The organism is Pseudomonas sp. efr-133-TYG-103a (assembly GCF_030209235.1).
Classification (GTDB): Bacteria; Pseudomonadota; Gammaproteobacteria; order Pseudomonadales; family Pseudomonadaceae; genus Aquipseudomonas.
Window position 1 is genome coordinate 359748 of the sequence record NZ_JARVSK010000001.1, and the last position, 22882, is coordinate 382629.

Annotated in this window: 19 protein-coding genes; 9 read left to right on the top strand and 10 right to left on the bottom strand. The window is 60.3% G+C overall.

Annotated features, from left to right (window positions below; genetic code table 11):
* Positions 1–8: 8 nt before the first annotated feature.
* Positions 9–947, bottom strand: coding sequence for a 1-phosphofructokinase (gene pfkB / locus QRN36_RS01660; protein ID WP_285422530.1), 939 nt, complete (start codon positions 945–947; stop codon positions 9–11).
* On the bottom strand, positions 947–3808 hold the full coding sequence (gene ptsP, locus QRN36_RS01665) for a phosphoenolpyruvate--protein phosphotransferase (RefSeq protein WP_285422531.1): 2862 nt from the start codon (positions 3806–3808) through the stop codon (positions 947–949). Before ptsP ends, pfkB begins: the two co-directional genes overlap by 1 nt.
* A 318-nt stretch (positions 3809–4126) precedes the next feature.
* Here ptsP and cra point away from each other — a divergent pair, with 318 nt between their 5' ends.
* From cra to QRN36_RS01695, 6 genes are all read left to right on the top strand, one after another.
* Positions 4127–5122 carry a catabolite repressor/activator gene (gene cra / locus QRN36_RS01670; RefSeq protein ID WP_285422532.1) on the top strand — a complete coding sequence of 332 codons (996 nt, stop codon included), beginning with the start codon at positions 4127–4129 and terminating at the stop codon, positions 5120–5122.
* Positions 5119–5904, top strand: a complete 786-nt coding sequence (locus QRN36_RS01675; protein ID WP_285422589.1) for a TatD family hydrolase — start codon at positions 5119–5121, stop codon at positions 5902–5904. The genes cra and QRN36_RS01675 overlap by 4 nt, the downstream gene beginning before the upstream one ends.
* 94 nt (positions 5905–5998) lie before the next feature.
* Positions 5999–6427, top strand: coding sequence for a low affinity iron permease family protein (locus QRN36_RS01680; protein ID WP_285422533.1), 429 nt, complete (start codon positions 5999–6001; stop codon positions 6425–6427).
* Positions 6428–6519: 92 nt separating this feature from the next.
* On the top strand, positions 6520–6903 hold the full coding sequence (locus QRN36_RS01685; protein WP_285422534.1) for a Rho termination factor N-terminal domain-containing protein: 384 nt from the start codon (positions 6520–6522) through the stop codon (positions 6901–6903).
* A 141-nt stretch (positions 6904–7044) separates the two neighbouring features.
* Positions 7045–8166 carry a DUF3182 family protein gene (locus tag QRN36_RS01690; RefSeq protein WP_285422535.1) on the top strand — a complete coding sequence of 374 codons (1122 nt, stop codon included), beginning with the start codon at positions 7045–7047 and terminating at the stop codon, positions 8164–8166.
* Positions 8150–8920: a S9 family peptidase gene (locus QRN36_RS01695; RefSeq protein WP_285422536.1), complete on the top strand. Its 771-nt coding sequence runs from the start codon at positions 8150–8152 to the stop codon at positions 8918–8920. Before QRN36_RS01690 ends, QRN36_RS01695 begins: the two co-directional genes overlap by 17 nt.
* Before the next feature lie 91 nt (positions 8921–9011).
* On the opposite strand, the gene QRN36_RS01700 is transcribed toward QRN36_RS01695, so the two are convergent.
* The gene (locus tag QRN36_RS01700; protein ID WP_285422537.1) at positions 9012–10223 is read right to left on the bottom strand and encodes a zinc-dependent alcohol dehydrogenase; all 1212 of its coding nucleotides are present in this window, start codon (positions 10221–10223) and stop codon (positions 9012–9014) included.
* Positions 10224–10424: 201 nt separating this feature from the next.
* Here QRN36_RS01700 and QRN36_RS01705 point away from each other — a divergent pair, with 201 nt between their 5' ends.
* Positions 10425–11429 carry a ketopantoate reductase family protein gene (locus QRN36_RS01705; protein ID WP_285422538.1) on the top strand — a complete coding sequence of 335 codons (1005 nt, stop codon included), beginning with the start codon at positions 10425–10427 and terminating at the stop codon, positions 11427–11429.
* 198 nt (positions 11430–11627) lie between these two features.
* Here the strand turns inward: QRN36_RS01705 and garD are convergent, their stop codons facing one another.
* The 3 genes from garD to kdgD all read right to left on the bottom strand — a co-directional run bounded on the left by garD (position 11628) and on the right by kdgD (position 15738).
* Positions 11628–13181 carry a galactarate dehydratase gene (gene garD, locus QRN36_RS01710; protein ID WP_285422539.1) on the bottom strand — a complete coding sequence of 518 codons (1554 nt, stop codon included), beginning with the start codon at positions 13179–13181 and terminating at the stop codon, positions 11628–11630.
* Positions 13182–13210: 29 nt separating this feature from the next.
* The gene (locus tag QRN36_RS01715; protein WP_093462786.1) at positions 13211–14584 is read right to left on the bottom strand and encodes an MFS transporter; all 1374 of its coding nucleotides are present in this window, start codon (positions 14582–14584) and stop codon (positions 13211–13213) included.
* A 242-nt stretch (positions 14585–14826) separates the two neighbouring features.
* Complete coding sequence (gene kdgD, locus QRN36_RS01720) at positions 14827–15738, bottom strand: 5-dehydro-4-deoxyglucarate dehydratase (RefSeq protein WP_093462783.1); 912 nt, start codon at positions 15736–15738, stop codon at positions 14827–14829.
* Between the two features lie 443 nt (positions 15739–16181).
* On the opposite strand from kdgD, the gene QRN36_RS01725 reads away from it, so the two are divergent.
* Both QRN36_RS01725 and QRN36_RS01730 read left to right on the top strand, forming a co-directional pair.
* Entirely contained in the window at positions 16182–16682 is a 501-nt protein-coding gene (locus tag QRN36_RS01725; RefSeq protein ID WP_285422540.1) for a type VI secretion system tube protein Hcp, read from the top strand.
* Between the two features lie 15 nt (positions 16683–16697).
* Entirely contained in the window at positions 16698–17228 is a 531-nt protein-coding gene (locus QRN36_RS01730; protein ID WP_285422541.1) for a DUF2778 domain-containing protein, read from the top strand.
* 943 nt (positions 17229–18171) lie between these two features.
* Here the strand turns inward: QRN36_RS01730 and QRN36_RS01735 are convergent.
* From QRN36_RS01735 to QRN36_RS01750, 4 genes are all read right to left on the bottom strand, one after another.
* The gene (locus QRN36_RS01735) at positions 18172–18921 is read right to left on the bottom strand and encodes a FadR/GntR family transcriptional regulator (RefSeq protein WP_093462762.1); all 750 of its coding nucleotides are present in this window, start codon (positions 18919–18921) and stop codon (positions 18172–18174) included.
* A gap of 115 nt (positions 18922–19036) precedes the next feature.
* A complete protein-coding gene (locus QRN36_RS01740; protein ID WP_285422542.1) occupies positions 19037–20773 on the bottom strand; it encodes an ABC transporter ATP-binding protein/permease in 1737 nt (578 codons plus the stop codon).
* A 99-nt stretch (positions 20774–20872) separates the two neighbouring features.
* Positions 20873–21433, bottom strand: coding sequence for a response regulator transcription factor (locus QRN36_RS01745; protein ID WP_074756039.1), 561 nt, complete (start codon positions 21431–21433; stop codon positions 20873–20875).
* Positions 21430–22689 (bottom strand): ATP-binding protein, encoded by a 1260-nt coding sequence (locus QRN36_RS01750; protein WP_093462759.1) that lies wholly within the window; start codon positions 22687–22689, stop codon positions 21430–21432. Before QRN36_RS01750 ends, QRN36_RS01745 begins: the two co-directional genes overlap by 4 nt.
* Positions 22690–22882 lie beyond the last annotated feature (193 nt).

Consider the following 22882-nt stretch of genomic DNA (forward strand, 5'->3'; position numbering starts at 1 on the left):
CTCTCTTGTCATGCGGTCAGGGTGCGTACGCTGACGCCGCTTTCCAGCCGTTTGAGCTGCACAGTGTCGTTGATGCCGAAGCCGATCTGGGTCACCGCCATCGCCGCGATGGCCGTCGCCGTGCGCAAGGTCTGCTCGGGCTTGTGGGCGCTGAGCAGGCCGTGAACCATTCCGGCGAGCAGCGAATCCCCGGCGCCGACCGTGCTAACCACGCTGACCTTGGGGGGCAATGCCTGAAGCGCGACGTTTGCGCTGAACCAGTGCACGCCTTCCGAGCCTTGAGAGATGACCACGTGTTCGATGCCGCGCTGACGCAACGCAGCGGCAGCCTGCGCCTGGGCCGCAATGGAGATGATCGGCGCATCGAGCGCGTCGGCCAGCTCCTCAGTGTTGGGTTTGATCATCCAGGGCGATGCCTCCAGCCCCGCGCGCAGCGCTTCGCCGCTGGTGTCCAGCGCGACTTTCAGGCCCAGCGCATTCAGGCGCAGCAACAGGTTTTTGAGCCACTGCGCATCGACGCCACGGGGCAGACTGCCCGCCACGACGACAACGTCGAAATCGCTGGCAATCTGTTCGATGCGGGTCGCCAGGGCCTGCTGTGCCTGCTCGCTCACGACCGGGCCTGGGCCGTTCAGGTCAGTGATCCGGCCGCTGCTTTCGGCCAGTTTGATGTTGCTGCGGGTCTCGCCCGGCACCCGCACGAACTCATCGACGAACCCGCGCCTGGCGAACAGCGTTTCGAACGGCTGCTGGTTGTCGACGCCCAGAAAGCCCGCAACGGTCAGCTCATGCCCGAGATCGGCCAGCACTTGAGCGACGTTGATGCCTTTGCCCGCCGCGTGGCAGAGCATGGCTTCGCTGCGGTTGACCTGGCCGACGTGCAGCGGGCCCAGCTGGACGGTCAGGTCCAGCGCCGGGTTCATGGTCAATGTCAGAATTCTCGCCATTACAGCCCCTCCACGAGGGCACGCACTTGCGCCGCGCTGCCGACCGCCAGCGCGGCCTGCGCCAGTCGCCGGGCATCGGCCACATTCAAATCACGGACGCAGGCTTTGACTTCGCCCACACTGCGCGCCGCGACACTCAATTCATCCACGCCCAGCCCCACCAGAACCGGCACGGCCAACGGGTCGGCCGCCAGTTCGCCGCACACACCGACCCATTTGCCATGGGCGTGGGCTGCGCGAACGGTGATGTCGATCAGTTGCAGGACCGCCGGGTGCAAGCCGTCGGCCTGGGCGGACAGGGTCGGATGACCCCGATCGATGGCCAGGGTGTATTGCGTCAGGTCGTTGGTGCCGACGCTGAAAAAGTCCACTTCCGCTGCCAGCACCGGCGCCAGCAACGCAGCCGACGGCACCTCGATCATGATCCCCAGTTGCAAATCGCTGACCGGGATCTGCGCACGCAGCCGCTCGGTCATGTCCCGGGCCTGGCGCCACTCCTCGACCGTGCCGACCATTGGAAACATGATCCGCAGCGGCCGGTTATCGGCAGCGCGCAGCAACGCCCGCAGTTGGCTTTCCATGATGTCCGGCCGTTGCAGGGTCAGGCGTATGCCGCGCACGCCGAGAAACGGATTCTCTTCCTTGTCGATCGGCCAGTACGGCAGCGGCTTGTCGCCACCGACATCCAGCGTGCGCACCACCAGCGGTCGCCCTTGCAGGTCGTCGAGCACACGCCGGTACTCGGCCTCCTGCGTGGCCTCATCGGGCGCGCTGCTGTGCGCCATGAACAGCAATTCGGTGCGCAACAGGCCGATGCCTTCGGCGCCCTGCTCCACTGCCGCCGGCGTGCCTGCGCTGTCGCCGATATTGGCGAAGACTTCCACGGCATGACCGTCCCGGGTGATCGCCGGCTCCATGCGCAATGCGGCCGCGGCCTTGAGCCGCTGATCGCGTGTGTCGCGGTCGAGCAAAGCGCGTTGCAGCGTCGGCTCATCCGGGGCGACGTCGAGACGGCCACGCTGGCCATCGATCAACAGCGTCGTACCGGACTTGATCAGCAGCACCGCATCGCCCGCGCCTACCAGCGCCGGAATACCCAGCGCCCGCGCCACGATGGCGCTGTGGGCCGTGGCGCCACCTCGCGCGGTAAGAATGCCGGCCACCCGCACCGGATCAAGCCGCGCCACATCGGAAGGCCCGACTTCATCCATGACCAGGATGTACGGCTCATCGGGTTCGACCAGGTCGTCAACGCCGCAGAGCTGCGCCAGTACCCGACGTCCGACGTCACGCAGGTCGGCAGCTCGCTCGGCCAGCAGTACATCTTTGAGTTGTTCCTGTTGCCGAGCAGCGTCCTCAATGACGCTCATCCACGCCGCCGCCGCGCTCTCGCCTTCCTTCATCCGCAGAGAAACGGCGTCCACCAGTTCCGGGTCGGCGAGCATTTCCTGGTGCGTGACGAAAATTTCCCGAATGGCTTTCGCGGTGCTCCGCTCAATGAGCTGTTCGATGTCAGCACGCACCTGAGCCAGCGCTGTGTGTAGCCGTTCGCGCTCGACGCCGTAGGATTCGCCCTGCAGCGGGTACTCGAACACCGGCAGCACGTGCACATGGGCAGGTCCCACGGCAATGCCCGGCGCGGCGGCGACGGCCTGGATCTGCGCGCCAGCGGCGGGCGCGACTGGTGATTTCTCGATGACCGCGGACATCGGCGTCGGCGCGCTGTGAGTCGCGAAAGGCTCGACCTCTTCGCCCAGCCCTTCGAGAACCGCGCCGACCAGTGCAGGCAAGGCATCGGTCGCGATCGTCGGCTCGACGATGAACTCAAGCAGCTGCCCACGGCTCACGCCCAGGCTCAGCAATTTGCTCAGGCTTTTGGCCGATACCGGGTTCTCGACGGCGTCCACCACGCGCACGCGAATGTCGCCTTCGAACCCTTTGGCCAGTTGCGCAAGGATCTTCGCCGGGCGGGCATGCAGGCCGTGGGCGTTGGCCAGCCTCACCCGCTCGCTCGGCCAGTCTGGCGGAACGTCGCCACCCAGCGCCTGGAGCACGGCACGGCTGCTGGTGGCCTGGCCCAGTTCATGACCCCGACCTTCAATCAATAATGCACAAAGGCGCTCGAGCAACGCCTGATGGGATTCGCCCAGGCTGGCAAGGCAAAACAGTCCGGTGAGTGGCTGCCCCAGATGACGCATGGGCTTGTCCGGCGTGACGAACGCCAGGCCCGGTTTGTTGACCATCTGCTCACTGTGCAGCCACCACAATCCCTCGCCCAAGGGCAACGGCTCGACTTGCTGCAAGACGGCAGCGAAACCGTTATTGACGCACTCCGCGCGGCGCAACAACCTGGCGCCGCGCCAAACCAGCTCTTCGAAATCGTCCACCGAGGCGCCGAGGCTGATCATCTGCGCATCCAGCGCCAGTTCCTGCGGGGCACCTTGCAGCAGGCCGAGCAACGCTTCAGGCGTTTTCGCCTGGCGCAGGGCTTCGCCCAGGTCGGTCTCGCCCAGAGCTCGGGTCAGTAATTGCAGCAAGCGCAGATGTTCGTCGGATTTCGCCGCGATGCCGATGGCCAGATATACGGTTTGCCCCTCGCCCCAGTCCACCCCTTGGGGGAACTGCATCAGACGCACGCCGGTGGCGAACACCTGATCGCGGGTCTGTGGCGTGCCGTGGGGGATCGCGATGCCTTGACCGAGGAAGGTCGAACCCTGCTGCTCGCGCGCTTGCAGGCCCTGCAGATAGCCTTCGGCGACCAGTCCGTCTGCGACCAGTCGATCGGCCAGCAGCTGCAGCGCGGCGGGCTTGTCCGCTGCCGACTGATCCATGGAAATTTGCTCAACGGTGAGTTCGAGCATGCCGTTCTCCTGTGCCGCGCACGGTGCGCGTGATTCTTGTTGTAGACCGGGCATCGTGACCGGGCGCTTCAATCGACATCGGTACGGACACCGAAGTTTTACCTGTTTTCAGCAATAAACACTCATGCTGAATCGTTTAATCTGATTCGCCGCGCACGTTACTCGATAATCTCGGCAGTTTGAAGCTCAGCTGGTCGAATGATGTAGGAAGAATCCTCAAAAACCCTGTAGCTTCAATCCTGACGACGGTCTGCTGTAATGATGCCCACGAATGGGTGAAAATCTCGGCACCTGCCAACGACAAAAGGAATGTTCGGCTTGAAACTCAGTGATATTGCGCGTCTGGCGGGTGTCTCCGTGACCACGGCCAGCTACGTGATCAACGGCAAGGCCGAACAGCAGCGCATCAGCAATGCAACGGTCGAGCGTGTGCGAGCGGTGGTCGAGGCGCATGGCTTCCGCCCTAATCCGCAGGCGGCGGGCCTTCGCAGTCGCCACACACGCACTCTGGGGTTCATCCTGCCCGATCTGGAAAACCCCAGCTACGCGCGCATTGCCAAGCAACTGGAGCAAGGCGCTCGCGCTCGCGGCTACCAGTTGCTCATCGCCAGTTCCGACGATGATCCCATCAGCGAATTGCAGTTGTTGCAGCTGTTTCGTGCCCGGCGCTGCGATGCATTATTCGTCGCCAGTTGTCTGCCCGCCAGCGACGACAGCTATCGGGCGCTGCAACAGCAAGGCACCCCGGTCATCGCCATCGACCGGGAAATGGACCCGGCGCACTTCTGTTCGGTGGTCAGCGACGACCACGACGCCAGCCAGCAACTGACCCGCAGCCTGCTGGAAACCCGGCCACAGCACATTGCCCTGATCGGCGCACGGCCGGAACTGAGCGTCAGTCAGGCGCGGGCCGGAGGTTTCGAGGACGCGCTGGAAGGCTTCACCGGCTCAGTCATCATCGAACACGGCGAGGCCTTCAGTCGCGCATGCGGCCTGCAGCTGGCCAGCGATATGCTGGACCGGCTCGGGTACTTTCCCGATGCGCTGATCACTACGTCTTACGTTCTGTTGCAGGGCGTCTTCGATCTGCTGCATCAGCGTCGGCTCAATCCCGATCAACTGCATTTGGGGACGTTCGGTGACACGCAGTTGCTCGATTTCCTGCCGCTCCCGGTCAACGCCATGGCCCAGCAGCATCATCTGATCGCAGAAAAGGCGCTCGCGCTGGCGCTGTCGGCGGTCGAGCAGGATCAGTACGAACCCGGCGTACACGCCATCGTGCGGACCTTCAAGCAGCGCATTCACGAGGCCTGAGCGTGAAGCTGATCGACACCCACACGCACCTGGATTTCGACGACTTCGACGACGATCGGGCCCGCGTGCTCGAGCACTGCCGGCGATTGGGCGTGGAGCGTCTCGTGGTGCTTGGCGTCTATCAGCGCAATCTGCAACGGGTGTGGGATCTGGCGGCGCGCGAGCCAGCGGTTTACGCCGCGCTGGGCTTGCACCCGATTTACCTGGACGAGCATCGCCCGGAGCATCTTCAAGACCTGCGCGACAGGCTGGCGCATCTGGCCGGGCATCCCAAACTGTGCGCCGTGGGCGAGATCGGCCTGGATTACTACGTCGAATCGCTGGATCGCCAGCAGCAACAGCGCCTGTTCGACGCCCAGTTGCAAATGGCCGCCGACTTCGACCTGCCGGTGCTGCTGCACGTGCGTCGCAGTCACGCCGACACGATTGCCGCCCTCAAGCGCTTCAGGCTCAGACGCAATGGCATCGTCCATGCGTTTGCGGGCAGTCGCGAGGAAGCGAAGGAGTACATCAAGCTGGGCTTCCGGCTCGGGCTCGGCGGCGCCGCGACCTGGCCGCAAGCCCTTCGCCTGCACCGCGTCATCGCCGAGCTGCCCTTGAGCAGCGTGGTGCTGGAGACCGATTCTCCCGACATGGCGCCTGCCATGTACCCCGGCCAGCGCAACAGTCCCGAGCATTTGCCCGACATCTGCGTGGCGCTGTCCGAATGGCTTAACGTAACGCCACAGCAACTGGCACAGGTCAGCACCGACAACGCCAGGGATGTCTTCGGCTGGACCTGACGCGCCGCTTGCCCGATTTAATTTTGTAAGAAGAAATTTCAACAACCTACTGTGGTCATTTGGATATCTCTTTCCAAAGTTAAGGACACCGGTAATGACATTTTCCAAGTTCGCACAGGCATTGTCGAAATGGACCGGCAGCCCTCGGACCTTTCTCGTCGCTGTGTTTCTGATCTGCGTGTGGGCGGCGACCGGGCCGCTGTTTCATTACAACGACACCTGGCAGCTGATCATCAACACTTCCACGACCATCATCACTTTTCTGATGGTGTTCCTCATTCAGAACACTCAAAACCGCGACACCGATCAACTGCACATCAAGATCGATGAGCTGCTGCGTGTCACCAAAGACGCACAGAACGCCGTACTCAGTCTGGACAATCTCGACCAGAAAGAGCTGCACGAGCTGCGCAAGAAGTACAAGGCGATGGGCGACCGAGAAGAAGCGGATCACACCAAACCGTTCCCCGAATGCGAAGCCGATGCGGCGCGGCAAATGGCTGGCGAGACCTCTGACCATTGATCAGCGCCGAGGAACTACGTGGCCTGATGCTCTTCATACGTCATGAGCGGCGCAGCACACGCGCCGCATCGAAATGAAATGGGAGACTGAAAATGCCCACACAAAATAAAGACAAGTACACCACCGAACAGAAGCGTAAAGCCGCGCACATCGAAGACAGCTACGAATCCAAAGGCGTGTCGAAAGGTGAAGCCGAAGCTCGCGCCTGGGCCACTGTGAACAAACAATCCGGCGGCGGCGAAAAGAAAGGCGGCTCCGGGACGAAAAAGTCCGCCAGCGCGAAAACCCACGACCGTAAGGACTCGGCCAAACGCGCGGTTGCCGCCAAGCAAGGCGCCCCGCGCAACACCGGCGGACAGTCGCTGGACGCGCAGACCAAGGTCGATCTGATGCAGCGGGCCCGTGGCCTGAACATCTCAGGTCGTTCGACGATGACCAAGCAGGAACTCATCAGCGCGATCCGCAAAGCGGCTTGACGCTGCCGGTGAATCTGGAGATGCGTCTGGCTTGCCGATGCAGCTCGATCACATCGAGATCGGCGGCAAGCTGGATTCAATAGTTCGTTGCATTGTCTCGGTTGCATCGTCGCCACACGTGCGCCAACAGGGAGTTAGCCCATGAGCGGATCACGCAGCACTGTTAAGTCTGAAGTTGTTCTGCTGGCCACCCACAAAAAACTCGCCACCCACGAAACCGTTGTTCAACAAGCTCTTGGCGACCGTATCGCCAGGCTGTTGGGCGCAACGTTCGCAGGCGCTTACGACCCAGCGCTGCACAAGGATCACGCGCTCTATTACATCCCTTCCGACACGCTGATCGGCAAGCGGCAAGGCGAAGCGCTGAACATTCGCACGGTCGACGATTTCTTCGGTGGACTGATCGATTACCCGTTTATGGCAACCAAAGCCATTTCCCATCCTTTGATCACTGACGCGACTTCGCGGCCCGAAGGCTGGTCTGATCGTTTCTTCGAAGACGCCGCGGACGCCGTACTGGCCGGTTTCAGCGTGTTCAATGAGGCCGATGCCAGGCGCGCAGGCCGCCTGCTGCTCAAGGACGGTCCCGTGCGCGTCAAGCCAGTGCTGGCGACGGCAGGACGCGGCCAGCGGGTCGTGACGTCCGAAGCGGAACTGGACGCCGCCCTCGCCCAGCAGGACATGCGCGAAGTGGAAGAATGGGGCCTGGTGCTGGAGGAGGACCTGACCGGCGTCATCACTTACAGCGTCGGACAGGTTCAGGTCGCCGGCATGACCGTCAGCTACCACGGCACTCAGAGCCTGACGGAAGACAACGCGGGCGAAACCGTCTATGGCGGATCGCAATTGTGGCTGGTGCGTGGCGACTATGACGCGTTGCTCAAACTCGACCTCGATCCGGACGTGCGTCGCTCGGTGACGCAGGCGATGTGTTACGAGCGCGCGGCGCTGGATTGTTTTCCTGACTTCCTGGCCTCACGCCGCAACTATGACATCGCCCATGGCACCAACGCGCGGGGCCAGGTCTGTTCCGGCGTGCTGGAGCAATCGTGGCGGATCGGCGGCGCGAGTCCAGCGGAAGTCGAGGCACTGGTCGCCTTTGCGGCAGACCCGCAATTGCAGCGTATTTCAGCCTCCAGCCATGAAGTCTACGGGCAAGCCACGCTGCCCGCCGATGCTCATGTTCTTTACGAGGGCGACGATCCGGATGTCGGCCTTATCAGCAAATTCACACAGGTCCAGCCTTATGACCGTACGCAGTGAAACCATCGACATTCGCGTCAGCGACGACCACATCTCCGGCACGATCCTCACGCCGGGCGCCAAGATGCCCGGCATTCTTTTCGTCCATGGATGGGGCGGCAGCCAGCAGCGCGATCTGGCGCGAGCCAAAAACATCACCGGTCTGGGTTGCGTGTGCCTGACCTTCGATCTGCGTGGACACGAACGCACCCATGAAATGCGTGCGTCGGTTTCCCGTGAGCACAGCATGGAAGACTTGCTGGCGGCGTATGACAGACTCGCGAGCCATCCTGCGGTCGACAACAACGCCATCGCCGTGATCGGCAGCAGTTACGGAGGTTATCTGGCGACCATTCTCAGCGGCATGCGCCCGGTGCGCTGGCTGGCCCTGCGCGTGCCGGCGTTGTACTGGGATGCCGATTGGGACATGCCCAAACAAGCGCTGGACCGCGACAAGCTGGCTCATTACCGACGCTCGGCGGTGACTGCGGCGGATAACCGGGCGCTGGCTGCATGCAAGGACTTCAAGGGTGATGTGTTGCTGGTCGAATCCGAACAGGACGACTATGTGCCCCACGCGACGCTGATGAGCTACCGAGCGGCCTTTGATCTGGCGCATTCGCTGACCTACCGGCTGCTCGATGGCGCTGATCACGGCCTGAGCAGTGACACCAGCCAGCACGCCTACACGACGCTGTTGACCGACTGGATCAGTGAAATGGTCATCGGCTCGCGTCTGGTGGATTATCCGCACCACGCCGCATCGTATTCCTGATGCTGGTGATGCAGCCAACCTGCGGAAGTGGTAACGCCCGCAGGTTGATGCAGCTGGCCGAATTCAGAGAAGCATTCAGCCTCAGAGCGCCTTACAGGTGTGCATCATTGACGGAAGGATCCACGCGACTGTCAAAGCCCGGGGTAAGAATGACCTTGCGGCAGTCCTCCTCGCGCTTGTCGAAGATGGCGTACCCTTCGGCCGCCTCTTCCAGCGACATCCGGTGCGTGATGATCGCTTCAGGCGCCAGCCTGCCCTCTTCGATGTGCTCGAGGAGCTCAGGCAGATAACGATGCACGTGGGTCTGACCCATTTTGAAGGTCAGCCCCTTGTCGAACGCGTCGCCGAACATGAAGCCGTGGATAAACCCGGCATAGACACCAGGCACGCTGACTGTGCCGCCGCGCCGCACGGCTGCGATGCATTGACGCAGCGCCTTGCCGCTGCTGCCTTCGAGCTTCAGCGTGGCAAGAATGGTTTCCGTCGTGCTGCCTTTGGCCTCGAAACCCACTGCGTCGATGACACCGTCCACCCCGCGCATGCCGGGGGTCTGGCGAATGATGGTATCGGCCGGGTCATCGTCCTCATCGAAATTGATCGGGATCACGCCGTACGTGAATTGCGCGTACGCCAACCGGTACGGGTGATGATCGACCATGAAGATCTTCTCGGCGCCGCGCATTTTCGCACAGGCTGCGCTGAGTAATCCCACCGGACCCGCGCCATAGATGGCAACGCTGGAACCCGCCTTCACGCCAGCATTCAGTACGGCCTGCCAGGCAGTGGGCAGAATGTCGCTCAGGAACAGCACCTTCTCGTCCGCCAGTGTGCCCGGCACTTTGAACGGCCCGACGTTGCCTTTGGGCACGCGCACGTACTCGGCCTGGCCGCCCGGCACGCCACCATACAAATGGCTGAAGCCGAACAACGCCGCGCCCGGTGGAATGGACTTTTTGTTGAGGATCGCTCCGCGCCCTGTGTTGGTGGTTTCGCAGGCGGCGAACGCATCCATCTGGCAAAAGAAGCAACTGCCACAGGCAATCACGAAGGGAATCACTACCCTGTCACCCGGTTTGACGGCGGTGACCTGTGGCCCCACTTCTTCCACGATCCCCATGAACTCATGACCGAAGATATCGCCCTGCTCCGTCGCCGGTATCTTGCCCCGGAACAAGTGCAGGTCAGAGCCGCAGATAGCTGTGGCCGTCACCTTCAGCAACACGTCATCGGGTTCCTGAATGATTGGGTCTGCAACGGTCTCGACACGCACATCGTGAGCGCCGTGGTAAGTCAGTGCACGCATGAACTTCTCCTTGTCTGGCAAGCAAACCACCCAGAGTTACGGCTTCTGAGGGACATGAAATAGGGATCAGCCGCGCGCGGACGAAGTTCGTGACAAGTGACCAGCGGACGCGTGGCTGCCGTAGAATCCTCGGCAGTCCAAGTCGATTCAGGCGATATTGCTCGCCTCGTCCAACACCGTTTCCGCATCACGGGAGTCATCATGGGTTTTCCCTCAACGCGCATTTGCATTGCCGGCGCGGGTGCCATCGGTTGCACGCTGGCCGCGCGCATCGCGCTGACCGGGCGCCCGGTCAATGTGTTCGCCCGCGGCCGCACGCTCGCGGCGCTGCAGCGCAATGGCATTCATCTGCAAGACCTGCAGGGTCGCCATCACGTGAAGGTCAATGCCAGCGACAGCGCTGCCGAGCTTGGCGAGCAAGACGTGCTGTTTCTGTGCACCAAGGCGCCGTCGCTGAGCGGACTGCTGCCCAACATTGCTCCGCTGATTGGCCCCGAGACGCTGGTCGTACCGGTCATCAACGGGGTTCCGTGGTGGTATTTCCATGGCGAGGGCGGCCGGTTCGAAGGCAATCGGGTGCACGCCGTGGATCCGGACGGCAGCCTTACTGACACGCTCGATCTCTCCAGACTGATTGGCTGCGTGGTGTTCATCACCGCGCAGAGTTCGGCGCCTGCCGTGGTGAAGACCCATAACCCGTATCGCATCATTCTCGGCGAACTGGACAATCAGCTGACGCCGCGCTTGGAAGGCCTGCGAGCGCTGATCGAAAGTGCCGGAATCGAGGCGCAGGGGACTGACCGGATACGCGATCAGCTGTGGACCAAGATCATCGCCAACCTGACATCGAACCCGGTGTCAGTGGTCACGGGCGCGACGCTTGAGCAGATTTATGGTCATGCGCAGATGCGCGAACTGGCGCTGGCGACGTTCAATGAAGCGATGCAAGTGGCGGCGGCTTACAAGGCGAAGCTGAGCATGGAGCCGACGACGTTCATGCAGTTCGGCGCCAGCATGGGCGCTGTTCGCACCTCGATGCTGCAGGACTTCGACAAAGGACTGCCGCTTGAGCTGGCGGCGATTGGAGACGCGGTTCTTGAACTGGCGGAGAAAGTGAACATACCGATGCCGATCACCCGAAGCGTGCTGACCCTGGCGCGTTTCTGCGCAGAGCATCCACACCATAAGGAGCATGGGCGGCATTAAGGCCTGACAGACGGCAGATGGAAGATATTGCAGGAGTATTTGCACGAGCGTGACTTGTCTCGCGATTGGCTGCAGGGCAGTCGCTGACCATCCAACTTATCCGGCACGTCCACTCTGCCGGGGTCACAACGACATCGTGCCGTTCGCGGGACAAGCCGCGCTCCTACAGGATGCGGCTTGTTCGCTGAGAGGGTTGAATCAGGTAATCGGTGCCGGGTTGAACAGGGTGATGTCGTTGTGCAGACGATAGTGCTCGGTCCAGGTCTTCTTCTTGCCGCTGGCGACATCAAGATAGAAATGGAACAGCTCCCAACCCAGGTCCTCGATACTGGCGCGACCGGTGGCAATGCGCCCGGCATCGATGTCGATCAGGTCAGGCCAGCGATGGGCCAGTTCGGTCCGGGTCGAAACCTTGACCACCGGTGACATCGCCAGGCCATACGGCGTACCGCGGCCGGTCGTGAACACATGCAGGTTCATGCCGGCTGCCAGCTGCAGCGTGCCGCAGACAAAATCGCTGGCCGGTGTGGCACAGAAGATCAGGCCTTTGCGATTGACCCGCTCGCCAGGGCCAAGCACCCCGTTGATCGCGCTGTTGCCGGATTTGACGATCGATCCCAGGGACTTCTCGACAATGTTCGACAACCCGCCTTTCTTGTTGCCCGGCGTGGTGTTGGCGCTGCGGTCCGCTTCGCCCTTGGCCAGGTAACGGTCGTACCAGTCCATTTCGCGCACCAGTTCTTCGGCCACTTGCGTGGTCTCGGCGCGGGAGGTCAGCAGGTAGATCGCGTCACGCACTTCGGTCACTTCCGAAAACATCACGGTCGCACCAGCGCGCAGCAGCAGGTCGGAGGCGTAGCCCAGGGCCGGGTTGGCGGTGATGCCGGAAAATGCATCACTGCCGCCACACTGCATGCCCAGAATCAGCTCGGACGCCGGCACGGTTTCGCGACGACGCTGATCGAGCTTTTTCAAACGGGTTTCGGCCAGTTCCATGATCTGCTCGATCATTTCATTGAAGCCGTGCTTGGAATCCTGCAGGCGGTACATCCACTCCTCGCTCAGATCGACCGAGGGGTCGTTCTGATGCATCACCTGGTCGGCCTGCAGTTTCTCGCAGCCAAGACCGATGACCAGCGCCTCGCCACCCAGGTTCGGGTTGCGCGCCAGGTTGCGCACGGTGCGGATCGGGATGTACGCGTCCTTGGCCGTGATCGCCACGCCACACCCGTAAGTGTGAGTGATTGCCACCACGTCATCGACGTTCGGGTACTTGGGCAGCAGTTCCTCGCGGATACGTTTGACGGCGAAGTCCAGCACGCCGGTGACGCACTGCACCGTCGTGGTGATGCCCAGGATATTGCGCGTGCCGACGGTGCCGTCGGCGTTGCGATAACCTTCGAACGTGAAGCCTTCCAGCGGCTCGCCCTTGCCCGGCACTTCGGTGGACAGCGGCAAGCTGTCCAACGGCGGCGCGCTCGGCATGCGCAACTGATCTTCCTTGACCCAACTGCCGCGCGGAATTGGCTGCAGGGCATACCCGATGGTCTGCCCGTAACGAATCACCGGACCGCCCTCAGGAATGTCCACAGTGTTGACCTTGTGGCTCTGCGGCACGTTATCGATGGTCACCAGACCATTGTCGAATTCTGTCCCCGCCGGAACGCCCTGGTCATTGACCACGACGACAACGTTATCGCGCTCATGCAAGCGGATGTAACGTGGCGAGTCGGCATGTTGAATCAAGTTCATCACGGTTTTCCTCAGTTTTTCGCTTCAGCTCAGCTTTTGGCTTGGGAAACTTCGCCTATTTCGCTGGCTCGCAATCCACCCTGCGCTGGGGTGTCTTTCAATTCCACACGTTTGATTTCGCCCACGATGAACACGTAGCTGATCACCGCCACCAGCGCGTTGGCGCCGACGAACACCAGTGCCCATTTGAAAGAGCCGGTGGAGCTGATGATGTAGCCGATGACGATCGGGGTGGTGATCGATGCGATGTTACCGAACATGTTGAACAGACCGCCGCTAAGACCTGCGATTTGTTTCGGCGATGCGTCGGACATGACCGCCCAACCCAGTGCGCCAACGCCTTTACCGAAGAAGGCCAGTGCCATGAAGCCGACCACGACCCATTCGATATCCACATAGTTGCAGGTCACGATAGAAGTCGAAAGCAGCAGGCCGCCAATGATCGGCGCCTTGCGAGCAAACGTCAGCGATTTGCCGCGACGCAACAGGTAGTCGGAAATGATCCCGCCGAGCACACCACCGATGAAGCCGCAGATCGCAGGCAACGAGGCAATGAAACCGGCCTTGAGGATGGTCATGCCGCGTTCCTGAACCAGGTACACCGGGAACCAGGTCAGGAAGAAGTAGGTGATGCCGTTAATGCAGTATTGGGCCAGGTAGATGCCAAGCATCATGCGGTTGGTCAGCAGTTGCTTCACGTAGTCCCATTTCGGGCCGCCGCTTTTGCCTTTGCCCTGATCGTTATCCATGTCGACCATGCCGCCGTTGCTGGCAATGTGGTCAAGCTCTTCCTTGTTGATCATCGGGTGAGCGCGCGGGCTGTGAATGACTTTCAGCCAGATCAGCGAGAACAGGATGCCGATGCCGCCCATGACGATGAACACGTGCTGCCAGCCGAAGGTGAACACGATCCAGCCCATGATGGGCGCGAACAGCACGGTCGCGAAGTACTGCGCCGAGTTGAAGATCGCCGAAGCCGTGCCGCGCTCGGAAGTCGGGAACCACGCAGCGACGATGCGGGCGTTGCCCGGAAAGGACGGCGCCTCGGCCAGCCCCACCAGAAAGCGCAGCATGAACAGCGCGACGATGGCGGTGGAAAGACCGAATTCACCGACATAGCCTTGCAGCACGGTGAACAGCGACCAGGTGAAGATGCTCAATGCGTAAACTTTTTTGGAACCGAAACGGTCAAGCAACCAGCCGCCAGGGATTTGACCGGCGACGTAGGCCCAACCAAAAGCGGAGAAGATGTAACCGAGGGTGACGGCGTCGATGCCGAGGCTTTTCTGCAGACTGGAGCCAGCGATGGCGATGGTGGCACGGTCGGCGTAATTGATTGTGGTCACCAGAAAAAGCATGAGCAGAATCAAATAGCGGACGTGCGTCGGCTTGGATTTTTGCATGTTCGAAACTCCCACTAATTATTTTTTTGCGCGGGTTAAACGATCTTTTATGTGTGTGCTGCTCGCCTCTGCCCCTAAATCCAGATGCGATTGAAGCATGTGTCACGGTGACGCCTGGGGTAAAACTCACGCACAAGCGGCCTTGCCTGCGCGAACTGCTCGAAAGATTCGGTACGTGGGAAAACAAGGCCCCGACGGCAAAAAACCGCTGATCGCTCAGCGGTTTTGCGAAGGGTCAGCGCTTACTGCTGGCCTTGCTTGTCCATCAGTGCAGCGAGCATTTCGAACTCTTCTTTGGTCAGGTCAGTCAGCGGAGCGCGGACTGGACCTGCGTCGTAACCGGCGATTTTCGCGCCCGCTTTGACGATGCTCACCGCGTAGCCGGCTTTGCGGTTACGGATGTCCAGGTAAGGCAGGAAGAAGTCGTCGATCAGCTTGCCGACAGTGGCGTGATCGTCCTTGGCGATAGCGTGGTAGAAGTCCATCGCCAGCTTCGGTACGAAGTTGAACACGGCCGAGGAGTAAACCGGCACGCCCAGCGCCTTATAGGCTGCTGCGTAAACTTCAGCGGTAGGCAGACCGCCGAGGTAGGAGAAACGATCGCCCATGCGGCGACGGATCGAAACCATCAGCTCGATATCGCCCAGGCCGTCTTTGTAGCCGATCAGGTTAGGGCAGCGCTCGGCCAGTTGTTCCAGCAGCGCAGGGGTCAGGCGGCAGACGTTACGGTTGTAGACAACAACACCGATCTTGACCGATTTGCAGACCGCTTCAACGTGAGCGGCAACGCCGTCCTGGCTGGCTTCGGTCAGGTAGTGAGGCAGCAGCAGCAGGCCTTTGGCGCCCAGACGCTCAGCTTCTTGAGCCATCTCGATGGCTTGACGGGTAGGACCACCCACGCCCGCCAGAATCGGCACGGACTTTTCGCAGGTGTCGACGGCAGTCTTGATGATTTCAGAATATTCGCCGCTGGTCAGGGAGAAGAATTCGCCTGTACCGCCCGCAGCGAAGAGTGCGGAAGCGCCATACGGGGCCAGCCACTCAAGACGTTTGATATAGCCAGCGCGATGGAAATCGCCCTGAGCATTGAAATCGGTAACCGGGAAGGACAGCAGACCGTGGGAAAGGATGGACTTCAGTTCTTGTGGATTCATTATTCGAACACCCTGAGAAGCTAATTGTATGAATGGATCACCAGTCCTGCGCTGATGTCGTAAGTCATCGTACAACTAGGAATGACATCTCTCAATAGGGGTGTGGAATTATTTATCTGTCGAAGGGATGAGCGGTGGTCCGGCGGGATTTCCCTGGCCCTGCGGCAGTCCTGTCTACAGGCAGCCACGCCATTCAACTTGCCACCGCCGGCAAGCCGGACGGCTACAACCGCCTGGCATCGTTGCGGTAATCAGGTCGTACGACCCCAAGCGCGCTGCGAATCGCCCCTCTCGCAGGACTGTTCCGTAGTCCACCCTCTCACCCGCTTGTAGGCCATCTCTGAAGTTGATCCGACACCCCCCTCTCCGCGCTTTGATGCGATGTCACCGGTCGCTACAGTTCCTTCGCAGCATCAACGGACCACTTACCGCAGGGACATAGCATGGCAATTGACGCATTTCTGAAGATCGAAGGCATCCCGGGCGAATCGCTCGACGCTCAATTCGGCGACTGGATTGAAATGGAAGACTTCGATGTCGGGGCAAGCCAATCAGCCTCCGCCACCAAGACCAGTTCAGGAGGTGCCACAAGCGGCCGGGCACGGATGAGTGATCTGTTCTTCCGCAAGGCCGTCGACAAGGCAACACCCAAACTTCACGAAGCCTGCTGCAGCGGCAAGCATTTCAAAGAAGTGAAGATCGCGCTCAATCGCACCGGGACCGAGAAGGTCAAGTACATGGAGATCACGCTGGAAGAGGTGATCATCTCCTCCGTATCACTGGCCGGAAATGGCAGCGTCGAGGGCGGATTCCCAAGCGAAATCGTTCGCCTGAACTATGCGCGGATCAAGATGGCTTACATCCAGCAAAAACGCTCGGATGGATCAGGCGGCGGTCAGGTGGTGGGCGGTTGGGATGGCGTGGCCAACAAGGTTTACGCCTGATCAGGGAGATCTGGAATGAGCAATAAGGAAGCATCTTCCGACCTTGTATATTGCACCTATGTACTTAATGGAGAGCCCTTGAGTCGATTGGTGTGTGATGGGGTGTCTTACGATGCGTTTTCTGGCGATGCTGCCAGTTATGTCAATGATGTTCGGTATCAGGATGTTCCAGATCTTGGTCCTTTGCCACTTGGGAGGTATTACATTCTCGATAGAGAGTCGGGAGGGTTGACTGGGTGGTTAAGGGATCCCATCCAAGACTACTTCGCGGGCACTGATAAAAGTGAATGGCTGAGCCTCTATCGCGACGATGATTTAGTTGACGACAAGACCGTCATCAACAATACAAAAAGAGGTGCATTCCGAATACACCCCATCGGACCACGCGGTATCAGTCAGGGTTGCGTCACGCTTTTCTCGCCACTTGCGTTCGTAGCACTCAGACAATACATACGTAACCGACGAGGGGAAACATTTCCTGGAAGGTGCGTTAAGTACTACGGAATACTTGACGTTATTCCTGAGAACAAGACAAGTGCACCATGAGGACGACCTCCATACTGCTTGCAAAAATCAGCTTTACGCTGGCACTGACCGTATTCTTAACCTACTGCATTATGAATATGGGACCTTTCAAGTGGATTCTCCAGACTTACAGCGGTATGCGAGCGTACGTCTGGCTACTGCATTCGTGGGGTGGTAGCGGAATTGAAGATGGTGAGGGAATGTTGACCATTCTCGCGTTCATCACGGCGCTGACATTATCCGTTTTAGCCTGCAGTTCGATATCGGCGCTCATAAAAAAAGTCGGACTTCGGCGTCGAAAACGCTAGCTCACCGCTTACCAGGGAGGGTTCTAGTCTTCGCGCTGGAGATCGTATTTACGCTCGGGCTTGTCAAACGACTGGCCTTTGTTCTGTTCAACCTTGGGCTCGCAGGATGGCTGTATGAGACCCGACTTGGCTCGAACGCACTGCGATGGCTGCTCCAGATGGGGTGGCAAGAAATCGAAGACGCACTGGACACACTGAGTTTCATGTCGTACGGCTCCGTACTGCCACCTTCGATATGGATCTGCGTCCTGCTGCTTCGTCGTTTAAAGAAACTCATACGTTAGATAAATAAAAATTGATCGACAAAAAGTTAATCAGGAACATATCAACAAAAGTCCTACAGAGTGCATTCACACTTGCGATGGTGATTCTTCTTGCCTATTGCATCATGAATTGGGGGCCTATTGACTGGATGCTTCAAACAAGTCTAGGGCGAGACGCCCTTTATTGGTTAATGAGCCAGTTTGACTGGGAGGGTTGCGAGAGCGCCTTGGATGCACTCGTCATCATGTCATGCGGTGCAGTGATGCCTCTGGCAGTCTGGCTGTGCATGTTGCTGACTCGTTACCTGCGCCAGAAGGTGCGCACTGCCCCCTCTGCTGAGCCGTAAGGCACTGCCCGCTTGCAGAGCCTTTCGCAAGAGAAATCATTCGACCTCAAGCGCGCTGCGATTCTGCCTCTTCATGAGCATGACGCAGGCGTTCGCGGCTGTTGGTCAGGTGCAGGCGCATGGCGGCGCGGGCGGCGTCGGAGTCCTGGCGGGCGATGGCATCGTAGATTTCTTCGTGCTCGCGGCTCAGGCGATTCATGTAGTGCTGGTGATCGTCATGGGCCAGACGCGCAGAATTCAGGCGCGTGCGCGGAATGATGCTGGTGCCGAGGTGATTCATGATGTCGGTGAAGTAACGGTTGCCGGTGGAGAGGGCAATCGCCATATGGAACTGGAAATCTGCCCCCACGGCATCGCTGGCATGCGCCGCGCTTTCATTGAGCGCATCGAGGGCGGCGCGCATGTCGGCCAGTTGTTCGTCCGAACGACGCTGGGCTGCCAGGCCGGCGGATTCGACTTCGAGGCTGATGCGCAGCTCAAGAATCGCCAGCACGTCGCGCAGTGTCACGATAGTGGCCGGATCGATGCGGAAACCGCTGGGGCTCGGCGTATCAAGAACGAAAGTGCCGATGCCGTGGCGTGTCTCCACCAGACCGGAGGCCTGCAAACGTGAAATAGCTTCACGCACGACGGTGCGACTGACGCCCTGCTCTTCCATGATCGCAGACTCGGTAGGCAGCTTGTCGCCGCGCTTGAGTTCGCCGTTGCGAATGCGCTCGGAGAGTTCGGTTACCAACTCTTGCGCGAGGCTGCGGTGCTTTCTGCGGGCGCGAGGCGGAGCACTCTGATTTTCCATATCCAACATGCATCTCTAAATCGGTGAAAGATTCATCATAGCTCACCGGGTTGTACGATCACATAACAAACCCGGCGAGTTCGTAGGTTTTTGCGGCACTTTGGCGTCAGCGACCTCAAACCACGCTTTCAGTCTGCGGCTGCTCACGCAACTGGCCGCCATCGATGCGCAAATGGCGACGATGGAAACGCTTCAGACTGCTGCGATGGCCGATGCTCAGTAAGGTCAGACCGGGCAACTCATCGAGCAAGGCCTGATACAACGCCGCCTCGTCTTCCTCGTCCATCGCCGATGTCGCTTCGTCCAGATACAGCCAATCGGGCGCGAACAGCAAGGCCCTCGCAAACGCGACCCGCTGTTGTTCGCCTGGAGACAGCATGCGCTGCCAGTGATTGCTCTCGTCCAGGCGTGAAACCAGATAGTTCAGGCGGCAGGTTTCCAGCACCTGGGCAAAGCGCTCGGCCGGGTACACTTCAGGCGCTTGTGGATAACTCAAGGCCTCGCGCAACGTGCCGATGGGCAGATACGGTTTCTGCGGCAGGAAAAACGCGCGTTTCGCCGGCAGCCGGACTGCACCGTGACCTTCGTTCCACAGCCCACCCATGGCGCGCAGCAAGGTACTTTTGCCGCTGCCGGAGCGGCCGCTGAGCATGACCTTCTCGCCAGCGGCAATGTCGATATTGGCGTTATCGAGCAACTGCCGGCCGCCCACCAGCGACAGCGCCAACCCTTCCAGATGCAGACCATTGCTCTCATGGCTGACCTTGATGTCCGGCACGCGCGCCTCGTTTTCATCCATGGCCTGGCGGAAGCTGAGCAGACGATCACAGGTCGCCCGCCACGATGCCAGCTGCGTGTACGCGTCGATGAACCAACTGAAGTTCTCTTGCACGTTGCCGAACGCCGAGTTGATCTGCATCAGCTCGCCCAGCTCGATCTTGCCGGCAAAGTAGCGAGGCGCGGCCACGACGAAGGCGAACACGATGGCGATCTGTGAATAGCCCGCGGTGAAGAACGTCAGGCGCTTCTGCACCTTCATGATGGTCCAGAAGTTGCTCCACACCATGCCGAACCGCGCGCTCAGACGCTGATTCTCGTTGGCCTCGCCATCGGACAGCGCGATGCTTTCGGCATTCTCGCGAACCCGCACCAGCGAGAAACGCATGTCAGCCTCATACCGCTGTTGCTGATTGCTCAGGACGATCAGCCGCTTGCCGATCAGATGCGTCAGCCAGCTGCCGACTGCGGCATAAAGGAGCGCGGCCCAGAACATGTACCCGGGAATCGTGATGCCGAACAGTTCAATGCTGCCGGATACGCCCCACAGAATGACCGAAAACGACACCAGACTGACCACGGTCCGGAGAAGACCAAGGCTCAGACTGAGGGTGTCGGACGTGAAGTTGTTCAGGTCTTCGGACAGGCGCTGGTCAGGGTTATCGGTGTACCCGCCCTGTTCCAGCCGGTAGTAATTCTTGTGTGCAAGCCATTTGGTGAAATGCTTTTCGGTCAGCCAGCGACGCCAGCGAATGGTGAGCATCTGCGTGAGGTAGAGGCGATAGACCGCGCCAAGAATGGCGATGGCAGCGATGCCGCAGAAATACAGGATCAGGTGGGTGAACGCTCCGAGATCCTTGTTCTGCAGCGCGTTGTAGAAGTCCCGGTACCAACTGTTGACCAGCACGGAGATGAACACGCTGAACAACGACAGCGCGATGACGGCAATCAGCAAGACCCAGGCCATGCCCTTTTCTTCGCTGCGCCAGTAGGGCGTGACCAACTTCCAGACCCTGGAAAAGAAACTTCCGGTCACAGCGTCGTTGACCCTGGATTCATCGATATCAAAATTCATGGTGAAGGCTCGGCGGCAGGCATTGAATGACGTTGGCACCAATGTGCCAGACGCCACTGACGGTCTTCCATGAAGAAATCTTTATGAAGCGATCCTTGCTTAACGACGGACCGGTCGCTTCTGCAGCTTGCGTTGAAGCGTGCGCCGATGCATGCCCAGAGCCCGCGCGGTAGCCGAGATGTTGCCTTCGTGCTCGGTCAGCACGCGCTGAATATGTTCCCACTGCAAGCGGTCCACCGACATCGGGTTTTCCGGCACAAGGGTATCCAGATCGGCATGCTCGGAGAGCAGTGCCGCCAGCACATCATCGGCATCGGCCGGTTTGCACAGGTAGTTGCAGGCGCCGCGCTTGATCGCTTCGACAGCGGTAGCGATGCTCGAATAACCGGTCAGTATCAGGACCCGCATTTCCGGGTCCAGTTCCAACAGCTTGGGCAACAGCACCAGGCCGGAGTCGCCCTCCATCTTCAGGTCGACAGTCGCATAGTCGGGAATGTCCTGCTGCGCGAGGGTCAGCCCTTCCTCGGCGGAGCTGGCGGTACTGACCCGGAAGCCGCGGCGGGCCATGGCGCGCGCCATCACGCGGGTGAAGGTGGCATCGTCGTCCACCAGCAACAGGTGCGGCAGTTCTTCGCCCTCGACCTGGATTTCATCAGTCATGCTTCATCTCCTGTTGCGTTCCGCGGCAGGCGCAGCTCGGTGAGCGTGCCGCCTTCCTCGTGAGGATAGAGTTTCACCGAGCCGCCTGCGCGAGTCACGCTGGCCTTGCTCAGAAACAGGCCCAGACCGAAGCCTTTGCCTTTGGTGGTAAAAAACGGTTTGCCAATCTGTTCTGCGACGGCCAGCGGCACGCCGGCCCCATGATCGCGGATGCTGATGCGAATCTCCGAAGCGTTCCAGTCCAGGTTCACTTCCAGCCCTTCCGGGCAGGCGTCCGCGGCGTTGTTCAGCAAGTTCAGCAGCGCCTGAGTCAGATCGGGCGGCGGCGCGACCATCGGTACTTCGCCCTGCCCCAGCCGCTGGAAACGATAGCTGGCTTCGGGACGCATCAGATGCCACCGATTGAGTGCCTGATCCAGCCAGTGCGTGACGGTTTGTTCCTGGACTTTGAGACGGCGGTTGGCCTCGGCGGCGCGCACCAGTTGCTGCAGCGTCTCCTTGCACAGCTTGACCTGATCCTGAAGCACCGAAAGATCTTCCTGCAGCGCCGGATCCTTGTGGTCCTGTTGCATCTCCTTGAGCAGCACGCTCATGGTCGCCAGTGGTGTGCCCAGCTCATGGGCCGCGCCGGCGGCCTCAGTGGCAACGGCGAGCAACTGCTGATCGCGGGCGCCTTCCTCGCGACGCAGCGCACGCATCTGCTCCTGACGACGTAATTCTTCCGCCATCCGCGCCGCGAAGAAGGTAATAACCCCGGCAGCCAGCGCGAAACTCAGCCACATGCCGTAGATCTGCATTTTTTCGCGGGCGATGGCGAAGGCTTCGACCGGGTAGAAGTTGGCCAGCATCAAGGTGTAAAGCGCCAGAGCGATACCGGAAAGAATCAGCGAATACCGCCACGGCAGCGTGACGGCGGCGATGGTCAAGGGCACCAGGTAATAAGAAACGAAGGGGTTGGTCGACCCGCCGGAGAAATACAGCAGCGCGCTGTGGATAAACAGGTCGAAGGCCAACTGCACGGCGTATTCGAGCTCGGTCACCGGCCAGGAAGTACGCAGCCTTATCGCGGTCAGCAGACAGACGATGGCCGAACACCCCAGCGTGATATCCAGCTGCAGCCACGGCAGATGCAACAGATCGAACAGGTAGGCGAAGCCGACCGAGCCGGCTTGAGCGCCCAGCACCAGAATGCGGATGAATGTGAGCCGCCAGAGGTTCTGACGGGTTGCGGAAAGCAGTTGTAAAGGGGCGAGCATGAGCTCTCCTGATGAGCGCTCCAGGCGAATCGAAGCGAGTATAACCAATGCGGCGCAGGTTTCCGTCAAAGTGCGTCAAAGCGCCACAGCTGTTGAACTGCCTGCGGCGCCAGTGTGCGAAAGGATCGGCCACATGACCGCAAAGGCATCCTGCCGATGTGTCGACCGACACGGCTGAGACAGGATCCCGAGT